General features: G+C 44.5%; 13 protein-coding genes. 3 read left to right on the top strand and 10 right to left on the bottom strand.

The window, feature by feature from the left end; all coding sequences use genetic code 11:
* The 7 genes from BP688_RS12820 to BP688_RS12790 all read right to left on the bottom strand — a co-directional run.
* Positions 1–1,171, bottom strand: a 1,171-nt coding sequence (locus BP688_RS12820; protein ID WP_290624694.1) for an AMP-binding protein, incomplete at its 3' end; no start/stop codon positions are given.
* Between the two features lie 38 nt (positions 1,172–1,209).
* Complete coding sequence (locus tag BP688_RS12815) at positions 1,210–2,421, bottom strand: M20 family metallo-hydrolase (RefSeq protein ID WP_290624067.1); 1,212 nt, start codon at positions 2,419–2,421, stop codon at positions 1,210–1,212.
* On the bottom strand, positions 2,418–2,882 hold the full coding sequence (locus BP688_RS12810) for a helix-turn-helix domain-containing protein (RefSeq protein ID WP_290596835.1): 465 nt from the start codon (positions 2,880–2,882) through the stop codon (positions 2,418–2,420). The genes BP688_RS12815 and BP688_RS12810 overlap by 4 nt, the downstream gene beginning before the upstream one ends.
* A 71-nt stretch (positions 2,883–2,953) precedes the next feature.
* The gene (locus tag BP688_RS12805; RefSeq protein ID WP_290624065.1) at positions 2,954–3,757 is read right to left on the bottom strand and encodes an SPL family radical SAM protein; all 804 of its coding nucleotides are present in this window, start codon (positions 3,755–3,757) and stop codon (positions 2,954–2,956) included.
* Positions 3,754–4,275 (bottom strand): inosine/xanthosine triphosphatase, encoded by a 522-nt coding sequence (gene yjjX, locus BP688_RS12800; RefSeq protein ID WP_349677324.1) that lies wholly within the window; start codon positions 4,273–4,275, stop codon positions 3,754–3,756. Before yjjX ends, BP688_RS12805 begins: the two co-directional genes overlap by 4 nt.
* Complete coding sequence (endA, locus tag BP688_RS12795) at positions 4,272–5,186, bottom strand: tRNA-intron lyase (protein ID WP_290624692.1); 915 nt, start codon at positions 5,184–5,186, stop codon at positions 4,272–4,274. The genes yjjX and endA overlap by 4 nt, the downstream gene beginning before the upstream one ends.
* Positions 5,183–6,004: a TatD family hydrolase gene (locus BP688_RS12790; protein ID WP_290596838.1), complete on the bottom strand. Its 822-nt coding sequence runs from the start codon at positions 6,002–6,004 to the stop codon at positions 5,183–5,185. Before BP688_RS12790 ends, endA begins: the two co-directional genes overlap by 4 nt.
* 152 nt (positions 6,005–6,156) lie before the next feature.
* On the opposite strand from BP688_RS12790, the gene BP688_RS12785 reads away from it, so the two are divergent.
* From BP688_RS12785 to BP688_RS12775, 3 genes are all read left to right on the top strand, one after another.
* Entirely contained in the window at positions 6,157–7,134 is a 978-nt protein-coding gene (locus BP688_RS12785) for an alpha/beta hydrolase family protein (RefSeq protein ID WP_290624064.1), read from the top strand.
* Positions 7,135–7,202: 68 nt separating this feature from the next.
* Positions 7,203–8,513: an FAD-dependent oxidoreductase gene (locus BP688_RS12780; RefSeq protein WP_290596839.1), complete on the top strand. Its 1,311-nt coding sequence runs from the start codon at positions 7,203–7,205 to the stop codon at positions 8,511–8,513.
* A 15-nt stretch (positions 8,514–8,528) separates the two neighbouring features.
* Complete coding sequence (locus tag BP688_RS12775) at positions 8,529–9,854, top strand: FAD-binding oxidoreductase (RefSeq protein WP_290624062.1); 1,326 nt, start codon at positions 8,529–8,531, stop codon at positions 9,852–9,854.
* Between the two features lie 37 nt (positions 9,855–9,891).
* Here BP688_RS12775 and BP688_RS12770 read toward each other — a convergent pair whose 3' ends face one another.
* From BP688_RS12770 to BP688_RS12760, 3 genes are all read right to left on the bottom strand, one after another.
* Positions 9,892–10,863 carry a DPP IV N-terminal domain-containing protein gene (locus BP688_RS12770; RefSeq protein WP_290597593.1) on the bottom strand — a complete coding sequence of 324 codons (972 nt, stop codon included), beginning with the start codon at positions 10,861–10,863 and terminating at the stop codon, positions 9,892–9,894.
* Between the two features lie 35 nt (positions 10,864–10,898).
* Positions 10,899–11,525: a radical SAM protein gene (locus BP688_RS12765; protein WP_290597594.1), complete on the bottom strand. Its 627-nt coding sequence runs from the start codon at positions 11,523–11,525 to the stop codon at positions 10,899–10,901.
* A 143-nt stretch (positions 11,526–11,668) separates the two neighbouring features.
* Positions 11,669–12,655: a radical SAM protein gene (locus tag BP688_RS12760; protein WP_290597595.1), complete on the bottom strand. Its 987-nt coding sequence runs from the start codon at positions 12,653–12,655 to the stop codon at positions 11,669–11,671.
* Between the last annotated feature and the right edge of the window lie 24 nt (positions 12,656–12,679).

Below are 12,679 nucleotides of genomic sequence, written 5' to 3'. Positions count from 1 at the left end.
CGTCAACGATTACGGCGATGGTATCTGCTACCGGCACTCCGATGCTGCCTGCCTTTGAATAACCGTATATAGGGTTTATGTGCGTAACTGGAGAAGCTTCGCTCAATCCGTAGCCTTCATTCAGCTTTACACCGGTCGCCTCTTCCCACCTCTTCTTTATCTCAATGGGCAGAGGTGCAGCACCACTTGAGCACCATCTTAACGAACTGAAGTCGTATTCATGGAACTTTGGATGGTTCAGTATCGCAGTGAACATCGTCGGGACTCCCGGAAAAGTTGTGACCTTGTATGTCTGGATGCACTGCATCAGAAATTCCCAGTTTCTCGGATCAGGAATTGAGACACCTTTCGAGCCGATCACCGCAGCAGCATTGGCCATCGTCATACCGTAGACATGAAATACCGGTAGAACCCCCAGTCCAACGTCGTTCGGAGAAGCCTTTGGGTCCCACATCGCCGACTGATACGCATTCGCCACCAGATTGAAGTGAGTTAACATGACACCCTTTGGAAATCCTGTTGTCCCCCCGGTATACTGGAACATAGCCACATCCTCTTTGGGGTTGATCTCTGCTCTCTTGTCTGTTTTCTCGTATTTTATTACGTCCTTCCACATCATTAGGCCTTCTTTCTTCTCAGGTGCATCGGGAGACGTTGCTCCGGCAATATAATCCTGTAAACTGCACAGAATCACTTTCTCGACCAATCCGTCTTCCAGAATGGGTCTTACGTTGGAGTAAATCATGTCAAGGCAAAATATCATCTTTGCTCCGCTATCCTCCACGATATATCTGATCTCCCTCTCGGTGTATATCGGGTTGCACTGCACTATGATTCCCCCAGCCTTGGAAATCCCTGCTCCAATCATTCCGTAGTGGGGCATATTGGGAAGCGATACAACTATTCTGTCTCCCTTTTCAATCCCCGACTCAAAGAGGAAAGCTGCGACTTTGTCTGAAGCATCGTTAATCTGTCCGTAAGTAATCTGACTTCCGAAAAAAATTATGCTCGTATTATTCGAATGCTTCTTTGCAGCGTTCTCAACTATCGTGTAGGAAGGGACTACGGGGTAATCAATTGTTGTTGGCACACCTTCATCATAGTATTTTGTCCAAATTTTTTCAATCCCTGAACCGTCAATTTCCTTTATATTCTCTCCAATAACATCCATGACAAAAATTTTTCATTTTTAACTTAAAACTTTTGGTGTTAGTATTCAGGATCGAAGGCTAAAGCAGCGAAAACTTTCGCATCCTCCACCATATTGTCTATTACACAGTATTCATTGGCCTGATGGGCAACACCATCCGCGGTGCACCATGCAGCCGTTTCGGTAAAGCCGTTTTTTCTGAAGAAGGATGCACAAGTGTTTCCGCCTATTCCATAGAGGGATACGGATAGCCCCCTTAGCATCTCAATAGTCTTCTTCAGCTTCGTTACGATTGTGGCGGTTTCTGGAGTCGGAGGAGAAGACACCTTTTGCACAACCTCCACCTTTATCTCCCCGTTCCCCTTCATTTCATGGAAAAGCCTGATGTCCTCGACATACTCAAGAACTTCATCCAGATCGTAATCTGGGATAATCCTGCAGTCCATGTAGCTGATATCGAGTCCTGGGATCGTGTTTATGTTGTCCACGTTCTTCTCTCTCTTCGTTGGTTCAAAGGTTGAGTGGGGTGGAACGAATAACCTGTTTTCAGCATTAAACTTCAGGTGTAGTTTTTTGTCAAGGTCAAGTATGAACTCCATCGCTCTACGTGCTGCATTAACGCCCGTTGGAAGACTCGCATGGCTTTGCTGACCGTAGACTTTGAATTTTAACCAGAGTATGCTTTTCTCTGCAATTTCTATCATGTCTCCTTTAGGAGTTCCGACATCGGGAATTACGAACATATCCTCTTTACTGAAAATATTCTGTTTGATAAGGTGTTTAATTCCGTAGTTGCTTCCAGCTTCCTCATCGGCAACATAAACGACACCTAAGCTGTATTTCGGTGTTAAACCGCTGTCTATTATTGATTTTGCTGCAAAAAGTGATGAGACAACACTCTGTCCGTTATCTTCACTACCTCTGCCATAAACCCTGTTGTCCTTCACAATTCCCTTGAATGGAGGAGTATTCCATAGTCTCTCGTCACCTTCCGGAACCACATCAAGATGAGCAATGATCCATATTGTCCTTTCAAGTGCTCCATTAATTCGGGCGACAATGTTAGGCCTTAGCCCGTCGCTAACCCTTTCATCCTCTACGTCAAATCTTTCGACATAGTCAAATCCGTCAAGGTGCTTCATCAGATATTCTGCCTTCTTAAACTCTCCATCACCCCCGAATTCTGGAGGAACTGCCCTTATCTCAATGAGATCGCACAAAGTTTTGACCATTTTTTCTCGATAGCTCTCCACGTCGTCTAAGACCTTCATATTACCTCCTCAATCATTTTTTCGACCTCGTGGAGTATGTTCTCTGCCTCCTCTATAACCTCCTCGTCGTAAGTCGAATTTTTCAGAATCTCAAGTTCGGCAATTACAGGAAGGAACACTCTCCAGTCCCTCTTTCCGTTATAAGCAACGTCCTTCAGTATGTCCAGCCTCCTTCTTGCGTTGAAGTCCTTTTCGAGCTCCTTCTTCAGATCACGGAGCATCATCGCTACTTTCTTGCCGTAGGGGGTTAAAGAAACGACTCTCATTCTTCCCTCAATTTTGCTCTCGACAATAGAATTTTTCTCGAACTCGCTTAGAACCTTGGAAATGTAGCTGTATGGAGAGCCTATATCATTCGATATCTGGAGAGGATAAATCTTCTCATTCGCATCCTCAGCTTCGAGAATTCTGAGTATTATCTCTACTGTCCTTTCATGAAGAAACAGTCTGGCAAGGCTCAAATTTTGCACCTCCCGAATCCTCTTTTCCGGGAAAAATATTTAAAAATTTTCCAGCCTATTTAACGTGTTATTTATGTTATCAGATGACTACCATCGCATGAATCTGCATCAAACTCAAATCCTTCTCTGCAAAAGGCACACGATATGCCTAAATTTTTGCAGCACTCTTCAATCCTTTTGAGCATCTTGAATCTTTTTTCTTTTGGAAGATAGATATACCCTCCAATCTTCTCTCCGTGCTTATAGATGCACTTTATCTCTGGCACCACGCTTGAAACCCTTGCAAGAGAATCGGGCTTCAGTTTGAGGGTGGATGTTACAACATGGTCGGGCATACAATCCTCAATTATGCTTAGCCTGTTCAAATGAGGAATTATTGGATCAAAACGCAAAATGGTTGGGATACCACATTCTTTAAGCTCTTTCATCGCTTTAACTCTCCTTTCAGTTGGAGGCGCGTTGGGTTCAAGAAAGTCAAGACCGGTGATTGTGATACTAACCGCACATCTCATCTCAGACAGAATATCTACATCTCTGACGACGATATCGCTTTTGGTTACGATAAGGAGCCGCACATCATAATCCTTCAGTATTTTAAGGCAGTTTCTGGTTACCTCCTTCTCCCTCTCAACCGGCGGGTAGGGGTCTGAGCTGTTAGACATCGAAATTAGAGCTTTTTCTGGGAGAACCTTTAGATCCCTTTCAAGATTTCTAAACAGATTTCTCTTCTCTCTAAGGTGGTAGAATCGTGGAATGTAGGTCGCATAGCAGTAGAGGCATCTATGGGCACAGCCAGTGTATGGGTTGAAGGAGTATTTTTTGGGGCAGGTGCAAAGTTCCGATTTCCACGGGTCGAATTCCCGGATAACTCTCATAGATACAGTTCCCTGTTCAGCCACGGGATTAGAGCCATTGTAACCGCCAACCTTGATAACTCGGTTCTCGACACCTTTCCCTTGCTCAGGTAATGCACCGCTCCAACCTTCCTGCCCAAGTCCTCTATCCCTGAAAGCTTCGACATTACCTCACCGACTTCCTTACCGCTAATTACCTCATCAACGACGCATTTTGGATATTCAAATCCCGGTCCAAATCCTATTGTATAAATCTGCCCGTTGTATACGGCAGCAACCTGAAAATCAATATAACCAGATAATGTGCTCTTGAATTTGAAAAGACCGGCTTCAATACCCACCGAGAAGTCAAAGTCGGAGGAGTAGCTCTTTACGGCTCTTTCAATTGCACCTTTAATCGTTTCACCATCAAAAGGTTGTGGAGGGGTATCAGTTAGTACTTCAACACCTTCGACCTTCACCTCATCGAAATACTGCTCAAAGGCGAGTCTCACGCCCTCAATCTTGGTCGGGTTGGTAGAGCCTACAACCACCCTCAAACTCTCACCCTCTCAATGCACAGATACCCTTCATCATATGCAAAAACCATCTTCTTTCTCACATTCTGCGCCAGTCTTACCGCCCTTGCAACCTCACTCAGCCTTAAATCTCTATCATCTGCAATATCCACGAGGTACTCGGAGTGGGGTAGATCATTAACGTCTTCAACTTTCTTGTAAGCTCTGAAATCGCTTCCGAACTTGAACCCGGTTTTCACGACCAGATTTCTACTTTTCAGATCCCTGTAGACCTCATATTTCCTGTCAAAGTTAACCTCAACCTCTCTTGCCCTCCTTAAAAGTTCATTTTTGTCTGCATTGATAAGTTTTAACGCTCCTTTCTCGGCCAGATAAACACTTTCGATAAGCGAAAGAGCAACCATCTCACCCTTCTCGCTGCCATAAAAATATCTGGAGAAAATCTCAGTGTTCTGTGTCAAAACTCTGTCTTTCATCAGGATAGCCTTAATTTTCGGCAACTCCTCTCTCTGCCCACCTACAATTTCGGGCTGATAAACGCGATAGTAGGTTATCTCAGATTCCTCGTCCACAACTGCAAGTCTGAAATCGTTGAATTTCATAGCCACTTTTGCCAGTTCTGGTATCCTGACGATCCTTCTTTCCGAAATGGGGAGGTATGCTTTCTTTGTAAGCAGATACTCGCCCTGAATCTTCACTCTATTTCCCCTGTCTCTCAGGTCTTCGTAGACAAAATAGTAGGTGGAAAAGTCTTCCAATCTGGTTTTTGCCCATTCAAGGACTTCTTTAAGCTCTCCAAAACTTGCTATTCCTTTAATTTGCAGATATACAGCCTCCAGAGGGTGGAGATATATCTTATCTCCCTTTCTAATCCCGAACCCCCTCCTTTCAAGCGACTTTTTCGCGCTTACAACCGCAAAATCTTCCATCATAGCTCCACACCATAAACCTTCGCCACGTTTTCGGCACAGATTTTGTAAACAAAATCCTCGTCGTAACCATTCTCAAGAAGCTCCTTTATCTTCTTCGGGACGGTCTTGGGTCCAAGAACCGCGCCTGGCCTCTTTTTGTCATCTATGTAGTCCGTCTCAACCATAAACCTGTCTCCCTGTTCTGCAGCCTTTAATACGTTGTCGTTTCCGGCAAGAACCGATGGAAAGATACCAATCTCCTCAAACTCTCTTACTCTTGGCGGTGAGAAATGTTTCACAACTCTTTCTCTTTTCAGCCCGACACTGTCAGCCATCTCCGCAATTTCGACCATTCCCTCCTTGGAATACCTCTCCGTGTGAAGCTGCACCACACACCCGACATCCTTCGCGACCTCAAACGCGTGCATGAGCACTTCGTTGCTTAGCTTCCATACCTGCCTGTTTACCGGATAGTGCGGTCTACCCGATTTTATCGCAACAGCCTTTCCCTCCTCAACGTACTTTCCTGCCAAATCCAGAGCTTCCTTCATAATCTCTGCAGCCCTTTCAAACCCTACCCTACCTCCAATTACCGTAATCTCCGCTGGATGCACGCTCAAAACTGCATAGGCCTTAACGATCCTATTTGCCTTCTCAACCAAGCTTAGGTGTCTGTCAAATACTTCAGCAAAGTCCTTGCCTGAATTCGGTCTCACATCGTAATGATGGCAGAGCAGGGATACAAGAAAAACGTGTGTGCCTCCAGTCTCCTTGAACTGCTCCAGAGCCTTTAACCTGAGGTGATTGTAAAGGTGCATGTGGTCGTCTGTTATTATCATACTCGCTGTTTAGATGAGGCTGATTATAAACTTCTCTTCTCAGTGAACAGGTTAACATAAACCTGCCTGATTTCTCATCCTTTTTCAAATTATAATGATTATAGCCATAAATTTAACGAAAAATATTTATTGATATAGTTATTAAAGAAGGCATGAATCTGAGATTTGTGGTGTTGGCTACGGTTTTATTTATAGTAACAATGCCGACGGTTTTTGGGGAGGAGTTCCATTTCGCCTACATCGTTGATCCTCCCACTGAAACTTGCCCCATAACGAACATAGACTCCACACCCAGTCCGAGCGAGCCGAGACAGTATGAGTGTGATGGAATAATCTACACAGTCTCAGTCCCACCCGGCTGCGAAAAAGGTGGATGTGGTCTCATCGTAGATCAGCACGGTGCATTGATGAATGCAGAGAATCAGAATGATGGAACGCACATGCGCGAGTTTGGGTGGTATGCTGAAGAAAGAGGAGCAAAAACACCTTACATCGTAATACAGCCAAATCTCGGGACTTACTGGGCAGGTGGGAAGCTATACAAGCCAGGATTTGACAAGGATAAGGTTTTGAAGTTTGTTAAGGAGGCTGTTAATGCATGGAACGTTGACAGGTCACGTATTCATGCACTTGGCTTCTCACAAGGAACACGAGACATGGTTTACAGGTTTATTTGCGAGGACAGTGATTTCTTTGCCAGCTACGCCTTAATAGCATCTATTTTCGGGCCGTTACCATGTAAACCACCCAAGAATCCAGTATTCGAAATCGTTGGGGCATACGATGTGAACTACTATTTGCTGGGGGTCATAAAGAAGAACAGAGACCTTTATCTGTCCAGTATGGGGGACTACGAGGAAGAAACGTTGCATTACGATCCATACTGGTGGAAATACGGCTCTGGAAAGTATGTGCATAAACGCTATACTGGTAACGGATACTGGTATGAGTATCTGGTTCATTCTGGGGTAGGTGGGGGACTGGTTTTGGTTACCCTTGGTTTTGATGGAGGACACTGCCTGCCCAATGGAAAGAGACTCACAAACTACATGCACGAGGTTACGTGTTTCAAAGCGGATTTTGAGGTGGGAGCAAAGGTTATGGACTTCTTTATAGCGCATCCCAAATAAAATCATCTTTTATTTTTTATTTTACAAAACCGCGAAAAGAATAAATTGGTTCTGAATAAGGATAAAACATGAAGGTTGTTGTTATCGGCGGTGGGGCAGCTGGAATGAGCGCAGCTTCAAGGGTTAAGGCTCTGAAGCCGGATTGGGATGTGAAGGTTTTTGAGGAAACAAGTTTCGTGAGCCACGCTCCGTGTGGGATTCCCTATGTTGTGGAGGGGTTGTCAGACCCTTCACACCTGATGTACTATCCACCTGAGTTTTTCAGAGAGAAGAGGGGAATTGATCTGCACATCAACGCCAGAGTTGTGGAGGCGGGAGATGGTTTTGTGAGGGTTGAGGAGAACGGGCAAGAGAAAAGCTACGAATGGGACAAACTCGTAATCGCTACCGGAGCTTTACCAAAAACCCCTCCCTTTGAAGGACTGGGTTTGCAAAACGTCTTTACTGTAAGACACCCCTCTCAAGCAGCTGAACTCAAAAAAGCTGTGGAAATGGCAGAGAACGTTGTAATTGTTGGAGCTGGTTATATTGGGGTTGAGATGGCAGAAGCTGCGGCAGCGAGAGGAAAGAAGGTTACCGTGATTGAGTTCCTTGACCAGCCTTTGCCCAATTTAGACAGGGATGTGGCAGATATCGTTAAGGAAAAAATTGCTGAGAAAGTAAATCTGAAGCTTGGAGAGAAGGTAGAAGCCTTTGAGGGCAAAGATACTGTGAAGAAGGTCGTTACGGACAAAGGGGAGTATCCAGCAGATGTTGTAATTGTTGCAACAGGAGTTAAAGCGAATACAGCCATTGCCGAAGAAGTTGGGTGCAAGATTGGGGAAACGGGAGCAATCTGGACTGACAGCAGGATGCAGACAAGCGTTGAGAACGTCTTTGCTGCCGGAGATTGTGCAGAGACAATCCACATGCTGACGAAGAAAAGGGTTTGGATACCATTAGCTCCTCCGGGGAACAAAATGGGTTATGTGGCTGGTGTAAATGCCGCGGGAGGAAACATCGAGTTTCCGGGTGTGCTTGGCACACAGCTTACAAAGTTCTTTGATTTTGAGATTGGGGCTACAGGGCTGACTGAAAAAGCTGCAAAGGCTGAGGGATATGATGTTAAGACTGCAACTGTTAAGGCAAAGACGAGGGTTCACTACTATCCGGGGGCAAGAGATACTTTGCTGAAGGTTGTGGCTGAGAAGGAAACAAACAGAATCTTGGGAGCGCAGGTTCTGGGGGCGGATGTTGCAATGAGAGTGAACGTCTTTGCCACAATGATTCAGGCAGGATTCACGACAAGAGATGTTTTCTTTGCTGACCTCGGCTATGCACCACCCTTCACACCCATCTGGGATCCGATTGTCGTTTCGGCGAGAATTCTTAAATTCTAAAATTTTACCCTTTTTATGGATTGGGTTGAAGAGCTTACTGGGATAATTGAAGTCTTCCCACCTTCTGGAGCTTACGCTTACGACGAAACACCTCCCTTAATCGCACCTAAACCTGCCAATAAATTCGTGGTCGTCAAACCGAAAAATGCGAACGAGGTTTCTGAAATACTCAAATTTGCCTCCAAAAGGAGAATACCCATTTTTACAAGAGGTGGTGGAACTGGACTGAGTGGTGGTGCCATTCCTACGGTTGAGGGAATAGTTCTGTCAACCGAGAGAATGACGGAGATTAAGGTGGACAGAGAGAATAGGATAGCGGATTGTGGTGCTGGAGTGACATTGAAGCAGCTTGATGATGCTGTTTTCAAGCACGGTTTGAGTTTTCCTCCTCACCCCGGAGCAGAAACCGCGACGGTGGGAGGAATGATCGCCACGAATGCCGGTGGTGTCAGAGCCCTGAAGTACGGCACGATGAGGAACTATGTGCTTGCATTAGAGGTCGTTCTTACCAATGGCAGAATTTTAGAGATAGGAGGGAAGACGATAAAGAATTCATCCGGTTATTCCCTTCTTCACCTTTTTGTCGGTAGTGAAGGCACACTTGGCATCATCACCAGAGCAAAAATCAGACTCTTTCCTCAGCTAAGAGATATGACTGTTCTTGCAGTACCCTTTTCAACAATGGAGGATGCGATGGACTGTGTTGTTGAAATCTCCGCAAAAATGCTTCCTTTAGCCCTTGAATTTATGGAAAAAAAGGCTGTGGAGGTTGGAGAGAGAGTCAGTGGAGAGAAGTGGGTTAGCAGAGATGGGGAAGCGCACCTTTTGATGATATTCGAGAGCTTTGATGAGGCGGAAGGGGCTGCAGCAATTTCCGAGAAATTTGGAGCCATCAACGTTTACGCTGCCACCACAAAAAAGGATCAGGACAGGCTGCTGAAAATCAGAGGGTTGATTTATGAGGGGTTGAGAAAGGATATTATAGAGATTCTCGATGTTTGTGTCCCTCCTGCCAAAATTGCGGAGTATTACAGGAAGAGCAACGAAATCGCTGCCAGATATGGCGTAGATCTGATTACCTACGGTCATGCTGGAGATGGAAATGTCCACCAGCACCCTCTGATTTATGATGATTGGATGAACAGCTATTTCAATTTTCGTGAAGAGTTGCTCAGGCTGGCAGTCAGCTATGGAGGGGTGATAAGTGGTGAGCATGGCATAGGGGTGGTGAAAACTAAGGAGCTGGCTGAGCTGTTTCCAGACCAATATAGGATTATGAAGGAAATCAAACTCCTATTTGATCCCCAGGGAATTTTGAATCCCGGGAAGGTTGTGCGGTAAAACTCATAAGCGTGCCACCAAAAACAATTTTACAAACTCAAAAGCTATAACTGCTCCCTGCGAATACAATCCAGACATCAAAGTTTCCAAATCTGTCAGTCATGAAGGCAATTTTTCTCCCATCTGGACTGAAAACAGGAAATATATCGTGCCCGCTTTTTGTCAGTCTCATATCTTCCATTGCGTTCAGACATAAAATGGTGATGTTGAAGTCAAAATCGTGAACGAGCAATCCACCGTACAGCGTGTAATGGCCTACTCCCTCAGCCACAACTCTTTGTAGTCTGCTTTCCACATCTACGCCGTACAGTGTGGAATTGTTGAGAAAGTATAACTCCCTCTCAGTCACCCACTCTGGCAGCATTCCATTACCAAGCTTTCTTTTTCCGTTTCCATCTTTATTCATAACCCACACCTCCCTTTTTCCAGAGATTTTAACTGAAAAAGCTATTTTGCTACCATCAGGACTCCAGTCATAATTCCAGCATTCAACTTTTCCGAGATCATGAGTTAAAGGTCTCTGGTTGCTTCCGTCTGCATTCATCACCCACAGGTGCCTCCCGGATTCATCAACTCTCACGAATGTGATTTTGCTCCCATCTGGACTCCACTTCGGATTCAGATTTTTGCCATCCATCTCAAAACATTCTGTAACCCTCGTTCTGTATTCCATAACGCAGATGCTTGAGCTATCGTTGTGGATCGAAACAAACGCTATCTTTCTTCCGTCCGGACTGAATTTACCGTCAAGATAGACACCGTTTTCCGTGATTCGCTCAGTTGTTCTGCTTTCCAAGTCAAAAACCCAAATTTGGTTTTCAGAATTGTAAATTATTTTGTTGCTATCTGGACTCCAAGAAATGAAGAACTCGTTCAGAGGAGTGGAAGTGAGGTGAAAAACTTCAGCGTTTCGAAATGCTTTACACTCCTCAAAGGGGGGTGGCGAAGTATGAATAATCAAGAGAGCCAAGCCAAGCACAAATAGAACAGTTATTAGTATTTTTCTCAACACAAACACCTCTTTATTTAATTATAATTTACAACTCACAGTTTCTCAGCTCTTTTTGTTGCGTATTCCTTAATCTCGATCCATTTTTTAAATGTGATTGGTTTGATGAATTCATTGCTTTGGACAGGATGGTACAAGTTTAGATTTAGAGTCATTGATCCCGTGTTGACGCACAGATTAATGATGTGATCCACACAATTTGAGTTCAAACAATTTATTGTAAATCCAACACTATGGTTTATTCTCTTCTCATCAAGCAAAAACAGAGCGTTAACAGCGTGGTCATAACTGCCTTGACCTCGAATGAAATCGTGAGTTCTTCTATCTCCGTCTACACTTACTTGAATACCATCCCACCTTCTGAAAAGGTGTATGTATTTTGGGATTAAAATCCCATTTGTGCTCAATCTGACGCTGCCAACCAGCATTCTGACAAGTTCGCATATCTCAGCGAATTTTGGATGAAGAAGTGGCTCTCCACCGCTTAGTATAATACTTTTTTTCGAAAAAGGAAAGTCTGTGTTTAAGAAGTCGTTACAAATATTTTTTAGCATCTCTATATCCATAGTGGTTAGATTTTCGTTGTTTCTCTTAAGATAGCAGTGTTTACAATTTAATTGGCAAAAATCAATGATGTGCAAATCTAAGTAACTTGCTACCATATATTAATTGGTATACTATAGTTTAAAAATATTGTGGTTTGATAGAGTGTGTTTAATATACTATCTCCTTTATACTAACTCTCAGCAAAATTCTTAGAGTGTAGCTTCGATTGAGGCAATATTTGTGGCAGTTATTTTCGTCCTTACATACGCCAAACCCCGTAAATCTCCTTCCCACAGTTGGGGCAGCAGCTGTTAACAAGTTTGTTTTCAAAAACTCTAACGTGATAGCGTTTTATCAATAACTCCTCGCAGTCAGGGCAGTATGTATTCTCGTAACGATGTCCGGGGACATTGCCAATATACGCGTAGCTCAACTCCTTTTTTGCTATATTTACAGCCCTTTCGAGCCTTTCTATCTTTGTGGGAGGAGCGTTGAACATGTAGGCAGGGAAGTAGCGAGTAAAGTGAATCGGAATTTCCGAATTGATAGCGGCAAGTCTCTCCACATTCTCTTTTATCACATCTTCACCATCGCTGACATCAGTGACAAGAAGGCAAATCACCTCAACGTGCACACCCAGCCTTACAGCCTCCTTTATCACCCTCCAAACGTATTCCGCTTTTCCGCCAATCAACTCGTAACTTCTATCGTCACCCTTGACGTCAATGTTTATGGCATCCAGTCCTGCTTTTCTGAGTTCTCTCAGAGCCATTATGCTCATATATCCATTCGATACCATCGTGTTCATCAATCCTTTCTCCTTAGCCAGTGAGAAAACGTCAAGAAGGTATTCAAAAAGCAGGGTTGGCTCGTTCAAACTCGCACACGTGCTCTCATCGCCGTGCCTCACTGCTTTATCCACAACCCTTTCAGCCGGGGTGATTTTCCCATCCATAGGAGGAGATTTGGAAATATGCCAGTTCTGACACCAAGGGCAGTCGAGGTTGCATGAGTAGCTTGAGAAGGTTATGCTGGTGCTGCCGGGGAGGAAGTGGAATAAGGGTTTGATCTCGATTGGGCGACTTTCAAGGTAACTCAGCCTTCCGTAGCTAAGTGTGTAGAGTCTGCCTCCCTTTACAACCCTAACATTGCAGAATCCAGCCTCTTCCTCGTCAATTTTACAGAATCTCCAGCATAGCTGGCAGACGCATTTGCCCTTCAGTCTTCTATATAGCTTTGCTTCCACGATTTGAGTTGTGCCGAAAATCAA

The sequence above is a fragment of the Archaeoglobus sp. UBA230 genome, assembly GCA_002507545.1.
In the GTDB taxonomy this organism is placed as follows: domain Archaea; phylum Halobacteriota; class Archaeoglobi; order Archaeoglobales; family Archaeoglobaceae; genus Archaeoglobus.
The sequence above is the reverse complement of the archived record's forward strand: the minus strand, read 5'-3'. Positions and strand labels throughout refer to the sequence as shown.